This is a genomic window from Kitasatospora sp. NPDC001664, assembly GCF_053596675.1.
On sequence record NZ_JBSFGS010000020.1, the window covers coordinates 35,863 to 54,055 of the forward strand.

The 18,193-nt window shown below is 74.3% G+C and carries 14 protein-coding genes and 2 pseudogenes; 7 read left to right on the plus strand and 9 right to left on the minus strand.

Annotated elements, in window-relative coordinates; all coding sequences use genetic code 11:
* Nucleotides 1–112: 112 nt before the first annotated feature.
* A complete protein-coding gene (locus ACWCYY_RS26235) occupies nucleotides 113–757 on the plus strand; it encodes a hypothetical protein (RefSeq protein ID WP_449797433.1) in 645 nt (214 codons plus the stop codon).
* On the opposite strand, the gene ACWCYY_RS26240 is transcribed toward ACWCYY_RS26235, so the two are convergent.
* From ACWCYY_RS26240 to ACWCYY_RS26260, 5 genes are all read right to left on the minus strand, one after another.
* Complete coding sequence (locus ACWCYY_RS26240; RefSeq protein ID WP_345289657.1) at nucleotides 754–2,307, minus strand: APC family permease; 1,554 nt, start codon at nucleotides 2,305–2,307, stop codon at nucleotides 754–756. The genes ACWCYY_RS26235 and ACWCYY_RS26240 overlap by 4 nt on opposite strands.
* 100 nt (nucleotides 2,308–2,407) lie before the next feature.
* Entirely contained in the window at nucleotides 2,408–3,166 is a 759-nt protein-coding gene (locus ACWCYY_RS26245) for a hypothetical protein (protein ID WP_345289656.1), read from the minus strand.
* Between the two features lie 84 nt (nucleotides 3,167–3,250).
* Nucleotides 3,251–4,465: a serpin family protein gene (locus ACWCYY_RS26250; RefSeq protein WP_449797434.1), complete on the minus strand. Its 1,215-nt coding sequence runs from the start codon at nucleotides 4,463–4,465 to the stop codon at nucleotides 3,251–3,253.
* Nucleotides 4,466–4,545: 80 nt separating this feature from the next.
* Nucleotides 4,546–6,309 carry a SpoIIE family protein phosphatase gene (locus ACWCYY_RS26255; protein WP_345289654.1) on the minus strand — a complete coding sequence of 588 codons (1,764 nt, stop codon included), beginning with the start codon at nucleotides 6,307–6,309 and terminating at the stop codon, nucleotides 4,546–4,548.
* A gap of 120 nt (nucleotides 6,310–6,429) precedes the next feature.
* Nucleotides 6,430–7,647: a glycosyltransferase gene (locus ACWCYY_RS26260; protein WP_449797435.1), complete on the minus strand. Its 1,218-nt coding sequence runs from the start codon at nucleotides 7,645–7,647 to the stop codon at nucleotides 6,430–6,432.
* Between the two features lie 239 nt (nucleotides 7,648–7,886).
* Between ACWCYY_RS26260 and ACWCYY_RS26265 the strand changes: the two genes are divergently transcribed.
* From ACWCYY_RS26265 to ACWCYY_RS26275, 3 genes are all read left to right on the plus strand, one after another.
* Nucleotides 7,887–10,505, plus strand: coding sequence for an ATP-dependent Clp protease ATP-binding subunit (locus tag ACWCYY_RS26265; protein ID WP_449797436.1), 2,619 nt, complete (start codon nucleotides 7,887–7,889; stop codon nucleotides 10,503–10,505).
* Between the two features lie 204 nt (nucleotides 10,506–10,709).
* Entirely contained in the window at nucleotides 10,710–11,882 is a 1,173-nt protein-coding gene (locus ACWCYY_RS26270) for an 8-amino-7-oxononanoate synthase (RefSeq protein WP_449797437.1), read from the plus strand.
* A gap of 224 nt (nucleotides 11,883–12,106) precedes the next feature.
* Nucleotides 12,107–12,595 carry a hypothetical protein gene (locus ACWCYY_RS26275; protein WP_449797438.1) on the plus strand — a complete coding sequence of 163 codons (489 nt, stop codon included), beginning with the start codon at nucleotides 12,107–12,109 and terminating at the stop codon, nucleotides 12,593–12,595.
* Nucleotides 12,596–12,602: 7 nt separating this feature from the next.
* On the opposite strand, the gene ACWCYY_RS26280 is transcribed toward ACWCYY_RS26275, so the two are convergent.
* From ACWCYY_RS26280 to ACWCYY_RS26290, 3 genes and pseudogenes are all read right to left on the minus strand, one after another.
* Entirely contained in the window at nucleotides 12,603–12,803 is a 201-nt protein-coding gene (locus tag ACWCYY_RS26280) for a hypothetical protein (protein ID WP_449797439.1), read from the minus strand.
* A gap of 13 nt (nucleotides 12,804–12,816) precedes the next feature.
* On the minus strand, nucleotides 12,817–13,710 hold the full coding sequence (locus tag ACWCYY_RS26285) for a hypothetical protein (protein ID WP_449797440.1): 894 nt from the start codon (nucleotides 13,708–13,710) through the stop codon (nucleotides 12,817–12,819).
* A gap of 131 nt (nucleotides 13,711–13,841) precedes the next feature.
* Nucleotides 13,842–14,381 (minus strand): annotated as a pseudogene (locus tag ACWCYY_RS26290) (cysteine peptidase family C39 domain-containing protein); the annotation flags it as partial.
* A gap of 93 nt (nucleotides 14,382–14,474) precedes the next feature.
* Between ACWCYY_RS26290 and ACWCYY_RS26295 the strand changes: the two are divergent.
* Nucleotides 14,475–15,462: pseudogene (locus tag ACWCYY_RS26295) on the plus strand (GlxA family transcriptional regulator).
* Nucleotides 15,463–15,647: 185 nt separating this feature from the next.
* Nucleotides 15,648–16,598, plus strand: a complete 951-nt coding sequence (locus ACWCYY_RS26300; RefSeq protein ID WP_345289649.1) for a hypothetical protein — start codon at nucleotides 15,648–15,650, stop codon at nucleotides 16,596–16,598.
* A 19-nt stretch (nucleotides 16,599–16,617) separates the two neighbouring features.
* On the opposite strand, the gene ACWCYY_RS26305 is transcribed toward ACWCYY_RS26300, so the two are convergent.
* Complete coding sequence (locus ACWCYY_RS26305) at nucleotides 16,618–17,271, minus strand: maleylpyruvate isomerase N-terminal domain-containing protein (protein WP_449797441.1); 654 nt, start codon at nucleotides 17,269–17,271, stop codon at nucleotides 16,618–16,620.
* Nucleotides 17,272–17,403: 132 nt separating this feature from the next.
* On the opposite strand from ACWCYY_RS26305, the gene ACWCYY_RS26310 reads away from it, so the two are divergent.
* Nucleotides 17,404–18,192, plus strand: a complete 789-nt coding sequence (locus tag ACWCYY_RS26310) for an aminotransferase class IV (protein ID WP_345289647.1) — start codon at nucleotides 17,404–17,406, stop codon at nucleotides 18,190–18,192.
* Nucleotide 18,193: the final 1 nt, after the last annotated feature.

Here is an 18,193-nt window from a genome sequence, read left to right on the forward strand (position 1 = left end):
CCTCACCCTCCGACGGCGCTTCAGTACGGACCGTACGCCATCGACGGCGCCCGGTGACACCCCCGTAGGGTGGTGGTGATCACCGACCGAACGCTCACACGGGGGCACTTGAATGACCGTCAACCGGCCCGGACTGCCGCAGGACCTCCCACCGGCCGAGGTGCTCTGGGCACGTTGGGCGCTGCTCGCCGCGCTGACCGCCACCACCGAGGCCGAGGCCCGCCCGTCGGTCCACCGCCACGGCCGGTGGATCGACGAGGACGGCCTGCACTGGGACGACTCCGGCTGCACCTGGTGGGTGCTCTCCCGCTGCGGCGAGGGACGCTTCGTCCTCTACGGCGAGGACGAGTCCAGCGAGGTCAAGTGGTACGAGCCGCCGGTCGACGTGCTCGCGGGTGGCCCTGACTGGCTGCCGTACGAGGAGCTGCGCGACCGGATCGCGGGCAACGAGATCGGCTGCGTCTACTGGTACGAGGACGGCACCTGGGCCCGCGCCCCCTACCCCGACGACCTCGACGACGACGGCCTGGACTGCGGCATGAGCGACGTCGTCGACCGCGCCGACCTCCTCCGAGACCTGCGCCGCCACCTCACCGCCGCCGCCCCGGTCGAGCACCTCCTCGGCGAGGCCGAGGCGCACCGCCTGGACCCGCAGGACCTGGTGGCCCACCTGGGCGCGACCAACGGCGACGGTGACCCGGTCGACCACCCGGCCGTCCTGCGCTCGCTGTCCCGGAGCGCGCTGACCTCGCTCTAGTCCTCGACCACCAGGGACGGGGTGTCGTGGCGGAGCGTCTCGCCGCGGAAGAAGGCCGGGGCGTGGTGGCGCCAGAGCAGCATCAGCACCACGCCGAGGGCCAGCAGGCCGAAGCCGATCAGGAAGACGGTGCCGACGCCGAAGAGGGAGGTGCCGGAGCCGTAGGACGGGTCCCAGGTGTCGACGGCGGTCTTGAGGAAGACGGCGGTCAGCAGGGCGGCGCCGAGCAGTGGGAAGACGCCCTTGAAGAAGAACGAGTGGACGGAGGAGGTGAGTTCGCGCCGGAAGTACCAGACGCAGGCGTAGGCGGTGAGGCCGTAGTAGAAGCAGATCATCATGCCGAGGGTGAAGATGGTGTCCACCAGCACGCTGTCGCTGATCAGCGTCATCGTGGAGTAGAAGACGGCGGTGCCGATCCCGGACACCAGGGTGGCGGTGGAGGGGCTGGCGTACCGCGGGTGGATGTGGGCGAGCCGGGCGGGGATCGCGCGGTAGGTGCCCATGGCCAGCATGGTGCGGGCCGGCGGCAGGAAGGTGGTCTGCAGGCTGGAGGCCGAACTGGCCAGCACCGCCACGTAGATGAGGATGGAGAGCGAGCCGAGCACCGGTTTGGCCAGGGCCGCGAAGACGTTGTCCTCGGTGGCCGGGTTGCCCAGGCCGTAGGACTCGGTGCCGACCCCGGCGAAGCGCTGGGTGGCGACGGCGGTGACCAGGTAGCCGGTGAGGATCACCACCATGGTGAGCAGGGCGGCCCGGCCGGGGGTGGCGGCGGAGCCGGCGGTCTCCTCGTTGACGGTCAGTGAGGTGTCCCAGCCCCAGTAGATGAACAGGGAGAGCGAGAGCCCGGCGGTGAAGGCGGCGAAGGACTGCACCGCGAACGGGTCCAGCCACTGCCAGCTGAACTCGATGGCCAGCGGCGAGCGCCCCTGCCCGGCCTTGACGAAGGCGAACAGCGAGAAGAGCGCCAGCACCGTCAGCTGCAGCCCCACCAGGACGTACTGGACCTCCTTGGTGAGGGTCACGCCCCGGTACGCGATGGCGGTGGCCAGGCCAACGAAGACCAGGCAGGTCAGGACGTTGAGGCCGCGGTTGTGCGCCAGGTCGGCGAGGTCCGGGTTCTCGAAGACCTGGGCCAGCATCAGATAGAAGAAGGAGACCGCGACCCCGGCCAGGTTGGACAGCACGATGATGGTGGCCACCACCAGGCCCCAGCCGCACATCCAGCCCAGGTGCGGCCCGAAGGCCTTGGCCGTCCAGGTGAAGGAGGTGCCGCAGTCCGGCATCACCCGGTTCAACTCCCGGTAGGCGTAGGCCACCAGGAGCATCGGCAGGAAGCCCGCCAGGAAGACGGCCGGCATCTGCAGCCCGACCTGGGCCACGGTCGGCCCCAGGGTGGCGGTGAGCGCGTACACCGGGGCGACCGAGGAGACGCTCAGCACCACGCTGGCCACCAGGCCGACCGCCCCCGACTTGAGCCCCTTCTCCTGGAGGTCACGCTCCGGTCGGTGCTGCTCCGGCTGGTGGTGCTGTCCGTGCGCGCTGTGCGTCAAGATTCCTCCCGAAGAGGCATCCTGACCCGCCGTCACGATCCGCGGCCGCGACCCGCCCGCCCGCCCGGCCTCGAACCACCCGTCAGGCCCAGTGATGACCTCAGGCCACGGGGGCGAAGGTCTGGCGTGTGGAGTACTTCCAGCCCGCGTGCGACCAGGTGCCGAGGCGGAGTTCGAGCTGCTGGCCGGGCTTGACGGTGCCGGTGACTGTGATCTCCCGGGTGGACTGGCTGAGGTTGGACACCTCGGTCTCCTCCGAGTCCCGCCAACTCTCGTCGGTCGCGCCGTACTGGAGCCACACCGTGGCCCGGCCCCGCACGCTGCTGCGGGCGATCAGGTTCCCGCTCACCGTGTAGTCGCGGCCGCCCTCCCCGCCCCAGACCAGGCGGCCGGAGAACAGCAGCACCGCGATGTTGGAGCCGTTGTCCGTCTGCTGGTTCACGTGGAAGGACACCGGTTCGCCGGGGAGCGGTAGGAAAGGCCCCTCCATGACCCGGTCCGAGCCGATCAGCACCAGCAGCACGTCACTGGCCGGCCCGTCGGCGGCCATCCATCCGCTGTCCACCACGGCCTGCCACTCCGGTGTCGCCCGGAGGAGCTGTACGGCCTCCAGGTCGTCGCCCGAACCGAAGCGCTCGTCCACCTCGGCGAGGAGCTGCCGCACCGAGGCCCGGCTCTGCTCGTCGAGGTACTTGTCGAGCGGGACGTCCTTCAGCAGTGCCCAGTCGATGCCGCTCGCGGCGTTGACGCGCGACCGTAGCAGACCGCTCACGTCGGTGCGGTGGATCGCGTCGCGGAGCTCGTGGCGGGTCCCGGTGTCCGGCCCGGAGGTCGGCTCGGTCGAGGGGTCGGCCGTCACGGTGGTCCTCCTGTTGTCCGATGATCGGTGCGGGCCATCGCTACCCCGGCCCCGGACCACCAAACGCCGGCCCACGGTCGTCGCTCAGGCCTCGTCCTCCTCGTCCCAGGCCGGTTCCTCAGCGGGCTGCGGTTCGGCGACCCAGCCGGCGGCGAGCACCAGGCGTGAGGTGCGGTGGACGGCGAGGAAGCCGAACGGGCGGTCGAAGTGCACGGCGACGGACTTGACCCGGTACCGCGGCTTCGGAGCGCCGCCCGCGGCCACGCCGAACGCGGTGACCGAGGAAGCGCGGAAGCCGTTGGCGCCGAAGGCCGCGGTCCCTGACTGCTGTCCGGAACCGATGACCAGCGGCTCGGCGGTGGAGATCCCGGAGAAGTGGCCGGTCGGGGGCTCCGGGTCGGTGGCGGCGGCGAGGCCGAACACCTCGGGGCGGGCCAGCAGGTCGTGGTCGGCCCGGACGGAGAACGCGGGGACGAAGGCCCACAGGTAGTCGCCGCGATCCATGCTCCGGGTCCAGGCGATGTCCAGGCCAGGGCCGGGCCGTCCGGTCGGCAGCAGGTCGGCGGTCACCCTCGGCACGGTTCCCGCGAGGATGCCCAGGCCCGCACCGAGTACGGCGCCGGGGCTCGCCCCCTCCTCGCCGAGCAGCAGGTGGACGTCGATGTCGTTGCGGCCCAGGACCCGGAGTTCGGTGACCGGTCCGGCCGGGGTGTCGGCGACCGCGGCGCGGTCGAGGAGGCTGGTGACCCGGGACAGGAACGCGAACGGGCGGCCGGCCCACGGGCCGGACTCGGGCCCGCCAAAGGAGTCGTGGAAGGGGCGGAGCCACTCCGTCCTGACGGTCAGCGCGGAGGCGAGCACCAGCCGGGTGTCACGGTCGAGCGCGACCGGCATCGACTCGACCTCGCCGCCGGTGTTGCGGGAGGCCCAGGCGTCCAGACGGCGCCGGTCCTGGACCGCGTCGCCGGACAGGGCCCCGTGCACGTCGAGCGGCAGACCGGCCAGCCAGGTCGGCTCCGGGCGCAACAGGTCCGAGGTCCACAGACCGACCGCCGCCGAGGACCCGGGGAGCTTGCGCAAGGTGTCGACCAACTCCCGTGCGTGCTCGGCGGCTTCGCCGCTGGGCATGCCGAGGGCCTGCTCCAGCTCGGCGGCCGCCGGGCCGTGCGCACCCGCCGCCAGGAAGGCCAGCAGCGGCCACACCCCGGTCGGCATGAAGACCGTACTGCCGCCGTCCGCGAGCTCCGCCCACCGCGCCGCCAGCCGGTTCACCGCTCGAACTGCCGCGATCCCGCTCATCGTTCTGCCCCTCCTCGGAAGACCGGCCCGAGCGTAGGGCCTGCGTGCACCGGTGGCGAACGGATTTGGCCGGCCCGCCGTCAGGCGGTGCGCACCGCGAGCAGCGAGACGTCGTCGCCGACCCGGGCGCCGACCAGCAGGGAGACGGCGGTGTCGAGGACGGACTCCAGGGGGCCGGCCGGGTCGAAGGGGAGGGCGGCGAGGGCGGCCAGCCCCTGGTCGATGTCCTCGTCGCGGCGCTCGACCAGGCCGTCGGTGTAGAGCAGCAGCACGGAGCCGGGCCGCAGCCGCAGGGAGCGGCTGCGGTGCGGGCCGGGGCCGGCGCCGAGCGGGGGGCCGACGGGGAGGTCGATCAGGCGGGGCGGGCCGTCCGGCGGGATCAGCAGCGGGGGCAGGTGGCCGGCCGTGGCGAGGGCGGCGGTGCGGGTGGCGGGGGAGAAGGCGACGGTCAGGCAGGTGGCCACCCGCTCCTGGCCGAGGGCCTGGACGGTGCGTTCGGCCGCGTCGAGGATCGCCTCGGGCGGCAGGCCCTGGAGGGCGAGGGTGCGGATCACGGAGCGGTACTCGGCCATGGTGGCGGCGGCGTCCAGGCCGTGGCCCATCACGTCGCCGACGGTCAGCAGGGTGCAGCCGTCGGGCAGGGCCAGGCTGTCGTACCAGTCCCCGCCGATCTCGGCCGCCGCCCCGGCCGGCAGGTAGCGCCGGGCGCACTCCACGCCGGAGCCGGGCACGGTGGGGTCGGAGAGCAGGGCGCGCTGGAGCAGCACGGCGCTGCGCCGCTCGTGGGCGTACCGCTGGGCGTTGTCGATGGAGTTGGCCGCCCGCAGCGCCAACTCGCCCGCCAGATCGGCCTCCTGGGCGGTGAACGACGGGGAGCCGGCGGTGCGGGCCAGCGAGACCACGCCGATCACGTCGTGACGGGCCGTCAGCGGGACGTGGCAGGCGGAGTGCAGGCCGAGTTCGCGGTGCAGGGCGATCCGCTCGGGCGGCAGGCCGTGCAGCCCGGAGCCGTCCCTGCCGAGCAGGTCGGAGATGACCGGGCGCTGTTCGTCGAGGCAGCGGGTGAGGTCCGATCCCGGCCTAGGGACGACGGGCGATCCGGGAGCGCCGATCCGCTGTGCGGCCCCGGCCAGGCCGCGGACGGCGGAGAGGGCCAGGCGGCGGAGCTGGAGCGCCTGGTGCGGGTGGATGGGGGAGTGGTGGTGTTCGAAGTCGAGCACGTCGACCACGGCGAGGTCGGCCAGCCGGGGCACCAGCAGCTCGGTCAGCTCCTGGCAGGTCTGCCGGACGTCCAGGGTGGTGCCGATCCGGGTGGCGGCCTCGTCGAAGAGGGAGAGCCGGGTGGAGGCCAGCGCGAGGGCCTCGCGGATCCGCCGGTCCTCGGTGATCTCCAGGACCAGGGCGACCACGCCGAGCGGGGCACCGTCCTCGTCCTCCAGGCGGTGGAAGGCGTTGTGCCAGAACCGGGCCAGACCCGAGCCGTCCGGGGTGGTGATGCCCTCGACCAGGTGGACCACGGGGCGTCCGGTCTCCAGGACGGAGCGCAGCGCGGCCTCGGTGTGCTCGACGTTGATGCCCGGGACCACGTCGGCCAGGCCCTTGCCGAGGTGGTCGTCGGCCGGGGCGCCGTTCATCGCGGACAGCGCCGCGTTGACGTAGCGGTAGCGCAGCCCGGTGTCGAGGACGGCGATGCCGACCGAGGTCCCGTCGGCCACCGCGCGCATCACCGTGTGGTCGGCCACCAGGCGGGGCAGCGCGGCCGCCCCGGGGGAGTCCGGCGACAGCCGCCCGAGGTGGAGGAGCAGGGCCCTGGCCTGCTCCTCGCTCAGTATGTCCAGCGACACCCGGCCCTCCTCGTGGCTGGAGGCAGTGCTCGGATCGTCGCACGGAGGGGCGGGGCGGGCGACAGAAGCGCCGAGTGGTGTCGGACACCCGGGCCGGACGCCCGCCCCGCCGTCCTTCGGTCAGGCCCGGTGCCCCGCCAGCAGCAGCCGGGCGGCCGTCGCGGCGCCGTCGGTGCGCAGCGTGGCGGCCAGCTCCTTCGCCCGGGCCGCGGTCTCCGGGGTGAGGGCCGCCGCGAGCGCGGCCGAGAGCGAGTCGAAGCTCGGCACCGGTCCGTCGTGCGCCACCCCGATGCCGAGCTCGGCCACCCGGCGGGCCCAGGACGGCTGGTCGGCGAGCTGGGGCACCAGCACCTGCGGCACGCCGGCCCGGGCGGCGGTGGTCGTGGTGCCGGCCCCGCCGTGGTGGACCACGGCCGCCACCCGGCCGAACAGCTCCTGCTGGTTCACCTCGTCCACCACGTGCAGGTCGGCGGCCTCCTCGGCGGCCAGCCCGGCCCAGCCCCGGGAGAGCAGCACCCGGCGGCCCTGCGCCCGGACGGCGGCCACCGCGTCCCGGGCCACCGCCTCGGCGTCCCGCACCGGCATCGAGCCGAAGCCGACGTACACCGGCGCCTCACCCGCCGTCAGGAACGCCTCCAGCGCGGCCGGGAGCGGACGCGCGTCCGGCCGGGCGAAGGCCCCGGTCTGCACCACGTCCAGCTCGCCGGTGGGGCGCCAGGGGCTGAGGACGGCATCCGCCGCCAGCAGCGGTCGGTCGGTGAGCACGAGCGGACGGACGTGCTCGACCGGGGGCAGGCCGACCGACTCCCGGTGCGCGTTCACGGCGCCGCCGAACAGCTCGTCCAGCACCTGCTCGTTGCGCTCCCAGAGCACCCGGTTGTCGGTCTCCTCCGGCGGGAGCGGGTGGCCCGGCCAGGGCAGCGGGGGGTGGTCGGGGGAGGGCAGGTAGCTGGGGAAGTAGGCGACGAAGGAGTACGGGACGCCGAGGCGGTCGGCGACCGCGCGGGCGGCCGCGGCGGCGGGCATCAGCCCGGTGGCCACCACCGCGTCGCAGCCCTCGGCGGCGGGCAGGGCCGCCGCGTAGGTGTCGGCCGTCACCCGGGCCGCCCGCTCCTGCATCGTCATGGCCGGGCCGGTCCCGAGCACGGCCTCGCGGGCCATCTCCCGCAGCGACCGGCCCAGCGGCACCAGCGGCAGCCCGCTGTCGGCCAGCAGCTCGGCGAAGTCCGGCGGCGCGCAGAACCGCACCTCGGCGCCGGCCGAGCGCAGGGCGAGCGCCAGGCCCACCATCGGCTCCACGTCGCCGCGCGATCCGTACGCCAGCAGCAGTACACGCATTCCGTTTCCCCCAGGAAGATCGGTGATCCACGTTCGAGCGGTGATTCTGCGCCCTCAAGGGGGCCTTGCGGCAAGCCCCCTGACGGGGTATAAGTTGATCATGGCGGAGAGTGCGGCACTCCTCTCCGCGGCACCCGCTACCTGGATGGCGCAGCAGCACAGGGAGCGCGGCCCGGACCGGTGGTCGGATGGGCAGCAGCCACGTCGTCTGCCGGGGGGTCCAGGAGGTCGTACCGCTCATGACCATGCCCCCCTTCGGTTCCTTCGGCGCCGGCGACGGGCCGGACCCGTTCTCCGACCTGCTGAACCGCTTCTTCGGGATGTCGCCGGCCTCCTCGCCGCCGGCCGTCCAGCGGGTGCCGATCGGCAAGCTGCTCTCCGACTCGGCCCGCGAACTGATCGGCCGGGCCCAGGCACGGGCCGAGGAGGACGGCAGCGAGGACCTCGACACCGGGCACCTGCTCTGGGCCTGCACGCTGGTCGAACCGGCCCGCGGCCTGCTGGTGCAGGCCGGGGTGGATCCGGACCGGCTGGCCGAGGAGATCGTCAAGGTGATGCCGGGCGTCTCCGGCACCCCGTCCGCCGAGCCGAGGCTCACCCCCGCCGCCAAGCGGGTGCTGCGCGCCGCGTACACCCGCTCGCAGGCCTCCGGCGGCCCCGGTGGTTCCTACATCGGCCCCGAGCACGTCCTCGGCGCGCTGCTGGACGACCCGGACTCCGGCGCGGCCAAGCTGCTCACCTCGGGCGGCGGTGACCTCAAGCGGCTGCGCACCGACACCGACCGGGCCGCCGCCGCGGAGGGCGGCGCCTCCGGCACGGCCTCCGGCACCCCGACCCTGGACGAGTACGGCCGCGACCTCACCGCCGACGCCCGGGCCGGGAAGCTCGACCCGGTGGTCGGCCGGGCCGAGGAGATCGAGCAGACCGTCGAGATCCTCTCCCGCCGCTCCAAGAACAACCCGGTGCTGATCGGCGAACCGGGTGTCGGCAAGACCGCCATCGTGGAGGGCTTGGCCCAGCGGATCGTGGCCGGTGAGGTGCCCGCGACGCTGGAGGGCCGGCGGGTGGTCTCGCTGGACCTGTCCGGCATGGTGGCCGGCGCCAAGTACCGCGGCGAGTTCGAGGAGCGGCTCAAGGGGGTGATCGACGAGGTCAAGCAGTCCTCCGACGAACTCGTGCTGTTCATCGACGAGTTGCACACCGTGGTGGGGGCCGGAGCGGGCGGCGAGGGGGCGATGGACGCGGGCAACATGCTCAAGCCCGCGCTGGCCCGCGGCGAACTGCACGTGATCGGCGCCACCACCATCGACGAGTACCGCAAGCACGTGGAGAAGGACGCCGCGCTGGAGCGCCGCTTCCAGCCGGTGCTGGTGCCCGAGCCCAGCGTGCCGGAGACCGTCCAGATCCTGGAGGGCCTGCGCGACGCCTACGAGGAGCACCACCAAGTCCGGTTCTCCGACGACGCGTTGGTGGCCGCGGCCGAGCTCTCCGACCGCTACGTCAGTGACCGCTTCCTGCCGGACAAGGCGATCGACCTGCTCGACCAGGCCGGGGCCAGGGTGCGGCTCAAGTCGCTCGGCAAGTCCACCCCGGCGATCGGCCTGGAGGACCGGATCGCCAAGCTGCGCCGGGAGAAGGACCAGGCGGTGGCGGCCGAGGAGTTCGACCGGGCCGGGGAGTTGAAGAAGCAGATCGCCGAGGCCGAGTCCGAACTGGTCGGGATCGCCGAGCGTCGCGAGGGCGTGATGGCGGTGACGGTGGACGACATCGCCGAGGTGCTCTCCCGACGGACCGGCATCCCGGTCGCCCAGATGACCGAGAGCGAGAAGGACCGGCTGCTCAAGCTGGAGGACGCCCTGCACGGCCGGGTGATCGGCCAGGACGAGGCGGTGGTGGCGATCTCCGAGGCGGTGCGGCGCAGCCGGGCCGGCATGGGCGACCCGGACCGGCCGGTCGGCTCCTTCCTCTTCCTCGGCCCGACCGGCGTCGGCAAGACCGAACTGGCCAAAGCGCTGGCCGAGTTGCTGTTCGGCGACGAGGACCGGCTGATCCGCTTCGACATGAGCGAGTTCCAGGAGAAGCACACCGTCTCCCGGCTGGTCGGCGCCCCGCCCGGGTACGTCGGCTACGAGGAGGCCGGGCAGCTCACCGAGAAGGTCCGCCGCAAGCCCTACAGCGTGCTGCTCTTCGACGAGGTGGAGAAGGCCCACCCCGACGTCTTCAACACCCTGCTCCAGGTGCTGGACGACGGCCGCCTGACCGACGGTCAGGGCCGCACCGTCGACTTCCGCAACACCGTGGTCATCCTCACCAGCAACATCGGCGCCCAGCGCATCCTGGCCGCGAAGGGCGACACCGCCTCGATCCGGGACGCGCTGCTGGGCGACCTTCAGGCACACTTCCCGCCCGAGTTCCTCAACCGGATCGACGACACCGTCATCTTCGACGCCCTCACCGAGGACGACCTCGGACAGATCGTCGACCTGCTGCTCAAGGGCAGTGAACGGCGGGTCCGTGCCCAGGGCATGGAGCTGGAGGTGACCGAGGCCGCCCGCAAGCTGCTGGTCGCCCACGGCCACCAGCCCGCCTTCGGCGCCCGCCCGCTGCGCCGCACCATCCAGAGCGAGCTCGACAACAAGGTGGCCTCGCTGCTGCTCGGCGGCGAACTCCGGCCCGGTGACACCATCTTGGCCGACGCCGATCCGGCCCGGGACGAGCTGACCGTCTCCATCGGCCGCCCGAAGTCCACCGAGGAGGTCGAGGCGGAGGAACGCGCCGTCGCCGACCAGCCCCCGGCCACCGCGGCGGACGCCGCCGACGCCTTCGGCGAGGGCACGAACGTCAAGCCCGTGGTCTGACCCGCCGTCACCGCGCCGGTCCTCGCCGCGCCCGCCCCTCCGAAGGCTTCGGCAGGGGCGGGCGCGGCGCTGCGCGAGGGCGTGAACTGAGCCACACGCGCCACCCCGGGCCCCAGTGTCATCGCAGGTCAGCGGGGGTGTCGCGGCAGCAGCCCAGCACGGCGGGCGTTGTCCTGCGGCCGGTCGGATGACAGAGTGCGGGCCATGGTCCACTCCGCCCAGCCCGCCGCCACCAGCGCCCCCGCCGCCGTCTTCGACTGGCTCGACGAGGCGGCCGAGCTGCGCGCCGCCGCCGGGCTGACCAGGACGCTGCGCAGCCGTCCCGCCGAGGATCCGGTGCTCGACCTGGCGAGCAACGACTACCTCGGCCTGGTCCACCACCCCGCCGTCACCCGGGCCGCCGCCGACGCCGCGCTGCGCTGGGGCGGCGGTTCCACCGGCTCCCGGCTGGTCACCGGCACCACCGCGCTGCACACCGAGCTGGAGCAGGAGCTCGCCGACTTCTGCGGGGTGGAGGCCGCGCTGGTCTTCTCCTCCGGGTACGCCGCCAACCTGGCCGCGCTCACCGCGCTCACCGACCCGGACACGCTGATCGTCTCCGACGCCAACAACCACGCCTCGCTGATCGACGGCTGCCGGCTCTCCCGCAGCGACGTGCACCGCGCCCCGCACGACGACCCGCCCGCCGTGGCCGCCGCGCTCGCCGCCCGGAGCCACCGCCGCGCCCTGGTGGTCAGCGACTCGGTCTTCTCGGTGGACGGCAACGCCGCCCGGATCGGCGAGCTCTCCGCCGCCGCCCGCGCCCACGGCGCCGCGCTGCTGATCGACGACGCGCACGGCCTCGGGGTGCTCGGCCCCGGCGGCAGCGGCGCGCTCGCCGCCGCCGGTCTGGCGGGTGCCCCGGACACGGTCGCCACCGTCACGCTCTCCAAGTCGCTGGCCTCCCAGGGCGGCGCCGTGCTCGGCCCCCGACGGGTGATCAGGCACCTCACCGAGACCGCCCGCACCTTCATCTTCGACACCGGCCTGGCCCCGGCCGCCGTCGGCGCGGCGCTCGGCGCGCTGCGTCTGCTGCGGGCCGAGCCGGAGCGCGCCGAGCGGGCCCGCGAGGTGGCCCGGCTGCTCTCCGCCCAGCTGACCGCGGCCGGCCTGGAGGCCAGCACCCCGGACGCCGCCGTGGTCTCGGTCCGGGCCCCCGGGCCGGAGGCGGCCGTCCGCTGGGCGGCCGACTGCCGCACCGCCGGGCTCGCGGTCGGCTGCTTCCGCCCGCCGTCCGTGCCGGACGGCATCTCGCGCCTGCGGCTCACCGCCCGGGGCGACCTGACGGACATCCAGATCGCCGAGGCGGTTGCGGTGATCCGCCGGACGGCGCCCTGACCGCGGCCCGCTCGGGCCGGACCTGAACCGTTCGTGTGCGCCCGGGCACCGCCCGGCAGGGGGACCGCTCTCCGATTGGTCCAGACCTATTGACGGGGCTGGCAGGAAAGCGGAACCCTGACCTGACACTGCGTCAGCCTGCCGGACCCCCACCCGGGAGCACCCCCATGCCTCAGTCGGAACCTGCCGTGCCCCCGCGCGGCAGAGCACTTCGCCATGCCCTCGTGTCGCTGGCGCTGGCCGCCTTCTGGGCCGCCAGCGCCTGGACCGCCGGCCACGTCCGGGCCGCCCCGGCCCTGCACACGGCCGCCCTGCTGGTCCACCTGGTCTCCCTGGTGGCCGGCTTCGGCGCCGTCCTCGCCGTCGACTACGTCGGCGCCCTCTGGCTGCTCGGCCGCCGCACGCTGTGCCAAGTCCTGGAGCTGGCGGCCCCGTTGCACACCCCCATCTGGGCGGGCCTGGCCGGTCTCACGCTCAGCGGCGTCCTGCTGGAGCCCCACCTCGACTCCGGCCTCACCCAGCTCAAGCTGGTCCTGGTGCTGATGATCGCCCTCAACGGCGTCCAGGCGGGCGCACTCCAGCGGCGTCTGGCGGTCTGCGGCGACGAACGGCCGCCCCGCCCCCTGCTGGTGCGGGGCGCGGTCTCCGCCCTGGTCTCCCAACTCGGCTGGTGGGGAGCCCTGTTGATCGGCTTCTACAACGCCCAGAGCTGACCGCCGCTCAGACCGTGACCTGCGTCCAGCCACCCGGCGACATGGTCAGGTGCAGGAGGCCCCGGTAGGCCCGGCGCTTCCAGAGCGTCGCCCCCTCGCCGTACTCCGGTAGGGCCTGCCGGGCCTCCTCCTCGTCGTCGAAGGCGTACTCCTTGCCCTCGGCGGAACGGATCTTCCAGTCGTCCATCGGCATGTCCTCGAGGCCCATGGCCTGCTCCTCTTCACTCGTGCGCGGTCGGGACTGCGGCGGGGCCCGCCGCCGTCCGGGGTCGGTGGGGCCGGGGTGCCCGCTCCTGACTCTGCGTCACCCGGAGCAACCCCGCCAGCTCGTTCCGGAGGCCCGCGCCCGCGCCGGCGGCCGAGGCGCGCACCAGTGCGGCGCGCAGCTCCCCGTGCCGTCCGGCCGCGAGGGCGGCCAGGGCCTCCAGCTCGTAGAGGGTGCCGGCCCGGCGGGAGCCGTGCGGTCGGTCACCGGGAGGGAGCGACTCGATGGCGTCGACCACTCCCGAGAGGGTGCGGAACGCGGCGCCGGCGGCGGCCGGCGATCGGTAGAGGACGGCCTCCTCATGTCGTCCGGACCGGTCCAACTGTGCTGTGCGCTCGGCGATTTCGGCCGCGCCGCCGAAGCGGAGCGCCAAGTCGCAGAGCAAGGCCCAGGAGTCGCCGCGCCGTTCGCTCCAGTAGCCGGGGGCTTCGGTGGGCAACTCGTCCAGCAGCCTGGCGAGTTCGCGGTAGGGGCCCTGGGCCCGCCGGGGCGGGAGAGGGCCGAGCAGCTCGGCCTGGGCGCGGTAGTACGACCACTTCGGGTTCTGCGGCTCCTCGGCCGCCGAGAGCTCGACCAGCCGGCCGTAGCGGAGGGGCTTGTCACGAGGGGCCACGACCTCCGGCCGGTGCCCGTCGTGGTCGGAGCGGACGGCCAGCCGGACGCTCGGAGGCTCCGCACCGTCCGGGCCGTACGGGCGCTCGTGCACCCGGCCGCGCAGGTACTGCACCCCGGCGGCGGCCAGCACCACGACGGCGAATCCGGTGGTGATCGCGGCCAGCGCGCGCTCCCCACCACCGCGCGCCAGCACGTCGAGGGCGATCTGCAGGAAGATCCCGGTGAGCAGCACCACTCCGGAGACCAGGAGGGTGAGCAGCAGGACCAGGAGAAGGGCCGGACGGCACCCCCGCAGCAGTGGACGGAGGACGGTGCGGCCGGGATGCCGGCGCCGCCGCCGGTGGCAGGGGGCGGACTCTCCGTCACCAGGGCGGCGCCGAGGAAGACCTCGGCGAGGTCCGCCCGGCCGATCCGGACCGGTCGCGGTCGCAGCGGATCACTGACGGTGAAGGCGCCGTCGGTCCCGGCCCGGTGCACCACCACGAAGTGCGGGCGCTCCTCCACCCGGATCGGCACGATGGCCGGCCCGGCCGTCCGGACCGCGCGGGCCAGTTGGCCGACGTCCAGCTTCAGAAGCAGGCTCTCCGTGCCGTAACCGGCGAGCACCTGTCGCAGCCGGAGCAGGCTGGAGCCCCGCTCGCCGAGGCCGACCGAGTCCCGGAGCACGGCGGTGTCGACCGTCAGTCCGTGCCGTCGCAGGACGGTGCGGACACAGGCCGGGCCGCAGTCGGTGTCCCCGGTCTGCCTGGTGTGGTAACTGGTTCGGCGCACGGCCCGGCCCTCCCTAACGGCACTCGCGGTTGTAGATCGCCATGTAGTCGGACGGCCGTGCCCCGGACGGGCAGCGGCCCTGTCACCGAGCTTGGTCCGCCTCCCGTACCCGGGCAAGGACGGAATCCCCACCATCCGGGCCGCCCACCATCCGGGCCGCCCACCATCCGGGCCACCCGCTGTCCGGCGGCCTTGCGACCGCCCCGGGCCGGGCCGAGGCTGGGACGCGTGAAGGCCCGTGAGGTACTGGTGGTGCTGTCGGAGGGTGTGGCCGGGCTGGGCGCGGCCGGGGCCGTGGAGGTGCTCGCGGGCGCGAACGCCCACGCCCTCGGCCGCGCTCCCGGCACGCCGGACGGCCCGGTCTACCGGATCCGCACCGCCTCGCCGGACTCCCGTCCGCACCACCAGTGGCCTGCGCCTGACGCCGGACCTCGACCTGGCCGGCGCACCCCGCCCGCACACCCTGCTCGTCCCGGGCGGCTCGCCCGGCGCGGACGGGGCGATCGCCGTGGACCAACGGCTGGCCGGCCTGCTGCGGGACGGGCCGGCCGCCGGGGTGGAGCGGGTCGTGGCGCTCTGCACCGGTGCCTTCCTGCTCGCCGAGGCCGGTCTGCTGGACGGGCGCAGCGTCACCACCCACTGGAGCCGAACGGCCGAACTCGCCGCCGGCCACCCCGGACTGACGGTGCGCGAGGACGTGCTGTACCTCCGGGACGGCCCCGTGCTCAGCTCGGCGGGGGTGGCGAGCGGAGCCGACGTCGCGCTGGAACTGGTCGAGGAGGACCTCGGCCGGGAGGTGGCCATGACCGTCGCCCGGCACCTGGTGATCGCCGTCCGCCGCCGGGGCGGCGAGCCCCAGCTCTCGGCCCAGCTGCGGGCCCAGGCCGCCGCGCGACCCGGGCTGCGCGAGGGGCAGCTGTGGATCGCCGAGCACTCCGGCGCAGATCTGAGCGTGGAGGCGCTGGCCCGGCGTGCGGGTCTGTCGCTGCGTCAGTTCACCCGGGCGTTCACGGCCGAGACGGGCACCCCGCCGGGGCGGTACGTCGAACGGACCAGGTTGGAGGCGGCGTGCCTGCTACTGGCCGACACCTCCGACACGGTCGACCGGATCGCCCACCTGACGGGATACCGCTCGCCGGAGGTGATGCGCCGTACCTTCCGCCGTGCCCTGGGCACCTCCCCGGCCGCCTACCGGGAGGACCGGCGCTCCGGCTGAGGCGGGGCCGAACCGGTGTCCGCCGTGCGGGGGACGGCTTCGGGCCGGGCGCGGTGTGGCGGGGCGTCAGGCCCCGGGCGGGGTGCCGGGCCGACGGGCGGGGACGGGGGCGGCGTGCTCTGCTTTCGGCAAGGCCGGGCCCGTGTCCCCACCGGCGCCCGGCGCGTCCCCGTAGAGGAGTACCCGTGTACCGCTCCACCCGCCTGGCCGGTGCCGGCGCGCTCGCGCTGGCCCTGCTCGTCCCCGCCTCGGCCGTGGCCGTCGCCCCGCCGCTCTCAGATCCGCACATCGCGGCCCACTTCGACTTCGCCGCAGGGCAGTTGCCGGAGAACGTCGCTCTCGAACCCGACGGCAGCGCCGACCTCACCCTGCTGCGCAGCGGCCAGGTGGCCCGGGTCGCCCCCGACGGGCAGGTGACGATCCTGGCCACCCTGCCCACCGAGGAGCACCCCGCCACGCCGCTCTTCGGCTACGCCGCGCTCACCGGCATCGTCCGGGCCGACGACGGCACCCTCTACGTCAACTACGTCACCGGCACCAAGCTCACCGGCATCTGGCGGATCCGCCCCGGCTGCGAGCCCGAGCAGATCAGCGCCCTGCCGCCGGACGGCATCCCCAACGGCCTGACCCTGGACCGGAAGCACGGTCAGCTCTACGCCGCCGACTCGGTGATGGGCGTGGTCTGGCGGGTCCCGGTCGACGGCGGCGTGCCGCTGGCCTGGGCGATCCACCCGGACCTGCGGCCCAACGGGTTCATCGGGGCCAACGGGGTCCGCTACCACCACGGCGCGGTCTGGGTCTCCAACACCGACTGCGGCACCGTCCTGCGGATCGCCGTCGGTTCGGACCCGGATGCCCTTCCCGGGCCGGTCGAGACCCGGATCACCGGGCTCGACGGCATCGACGACTTCAACTTCACCGGCCACCGGGACGACCTGCTGGCGGCCCGCAACGTGGCCGGTGAACTGGTCCACGTCACCACCGGCGGGAAGCGGACGGTGGTGCTCACCAAGCAGGACGGGCTCTCCAACCCCACCTCGGTCGCGGTCCGCGACGGCTCCGTGTACGTCACCAGCGGGGCCTTCTTCGAGCAGCCGCCGGACCCGAACCTGCTGCGGGCCGAGATCCACCACTGAGCCGCGGCTGCGCCCCGTCTCACCCCGTCCGCTCGGCGGCCGGACGGCCGTCCCACCGCCAGCGGACGGGGCGCTGACGCCCCGGCAGGTCCGCGCGGCCCGTGCACCAGAGCAGCGTCCGCCACGGGTCCTCCCCGGTCGGGGCCTCCGGGAACAGCCGCGCCACCGTCCGCGCGCACAGCCCGGCCGGGGGCTCCCAGGCGAGCCCGAGCCCCTCCGCCAGGTCGTGGGTGTGGACCAGGGTCTCGACGATGCCCATCGCGGCGAAGCCCTCCGGGTCGGAGATGCCGTAGCCGTGGTACGCCCGTACCTCCGGGGCGGAGACCCGGACCAGCGCGACGAGGAACGACCCGGCCGCCTCAAGGACTTGGAGCAGCCCCTCCGGCCCGGCCGCACGGTCCGCGTGGATCGCGTTGGCCGGGCCGCCCTCGCGCCGGGCCTCCCAGACGAACGGCACCTCCCCGGTCAACGGAGGCCTGCGCGGCCCGAGTTGGGCGGCGTAGGCGAAGAGGTCGTCGGCCAGGTGCTCCACCGTCTCCCAGCAGGTCCAGGTGAGGGCGCCGGCCGGACGGTCCCAGTCGGTGGTGGGCGGGGCCTGGCGGAGGGTGGTCAGGGCGAGCTGGACGGCCTGGTCGAGGTCGTCGGCGGTCACGGGGTGCGCTGAGCTGGTCATGCCGGGACGCTATCCCGTCCGGCGGCGGCCGCTGACGGAATTTCACCGCTCCGTGCGCCGCGTGGCCTCCGGGCAGGCGGCGGCCGGGGGTGGATGATCTTCTCCGTGCGTGGACGTGGCAGCATGGCGCGGGTGCGGAACATCGAGATCAACGGCCGGCCCGCAGAGGTCGCGGACGTCTACCGGGCGGCGACCTGGAACTACGGGCACTTCACCTCGATGCAGGTGCGCGGCGGGCGGGTGCGCGGCCTCGACCTGCACCTGGCACGGCTCGAAGCGGGGACCCGGGCGTTCTTCGGTGCCGAGGCCGAGCACGACGAGGACCGGATCCGGGGGCTGGTCCGGCACGCGCTCGGCGGCGAACGCGACGCCTCGGTCCAGGTGACGGTCGTCCCGCAGGTCGGCGTCCCGCACGTACCGGACCTGATGGTCGCGGTCGCCGACCCGGTCAGCGAGGAGCCGCGGCCGCCGCTGCGGGTCCGGACCGCCACTTATGAGCGCGACCTGCCGCACCTGAAGCACCTGGCCACCATGGGCCTGACCCACCAGGCGCTGCAGGCGCGGGCGGCCGGCTACGACGACGTCCTGTTCCTCGGCCGGGACGGGCGCCTGCGCGAGGGATCGGTCTGGAACCTCGCCCTCTGGGACGGCGCCCGGGTGCTCTGGCCGGACGGGGAAGCCCTGCCCGGCATCACCATGCTGCTCTTGCGACGCGGCCTCACCCACCTCGGCCTGCCCTGGTCGGTCGTCCCGCTGACCCTCGCCGACCTCCCGCCGCTGCGCGCGGCCGTCGCCACCAACTCGCACTGCCACGCCCAACCCCTGGCGAGCATCGACGAGTCGGCCCTCCCCGGCGACGGTTCGGAACTCGTCGATGTCCTCACCGCCGCCTGGGCCACCGTCCGTTGGGACGAGCTCTGAG

Excerpts from the sequence above, each read along its gene's own strand:
- ACWCYY_RS26235 (WP_449797433.1), top strand. The coding sequence starts at position 113 with ATGACCGTCAACCGGCCCGGACTGCCGCAGGACCTCCCACCGGCCGAG.
- ACWCYY_RS26250 (WP_449797434.1), bottom strand. The coding sequence starts at position 4,465 with ATGAGCGGGATCGCGGCAGTTCGAGCGGTGAACCGGCTGGCGGCGCGG.
- ACWCYY_RS26260 (WP_449797435.1), bottom strand. The coding sequence starts at position 7,647 with ATGCGTGTACTGCTGCTGGCGTACGGATCGCGCGGCGACGTGGAGCCG.
- ACWCYY_RS26265 (WP_449797436.1), top strand. The coding sequence starts at position 7,887 with ATGACCATGCCCCCCTTCGGTTCCTTCGGCGCCGGCGACGGGCCGGAC.
- ACWCYY_RS26270 (WP_449797437.1), top strand. The coding sequence starts at position 10,710 with ATGGTCCACTCCGCCCAGCCCGCCGCCACCAGCGCCCCCGCCGCCGTC.
- ACWCYY_RS26280 (WP_449797439.1), bottom strand. The coding sequence starts at position 12,803 with ATGGGCCTCGAGGACATGCCGATGGACGACTGGAAGATCCGTTCCGCC.
- ACWCYY_RS26305 (WP_449797441.1), bottom strand. The coding sequence starts at position 17,271 with ATGACCAGCTCAGCGCACCCCGTGACCGCCGACGACCTCGACCAGGCC.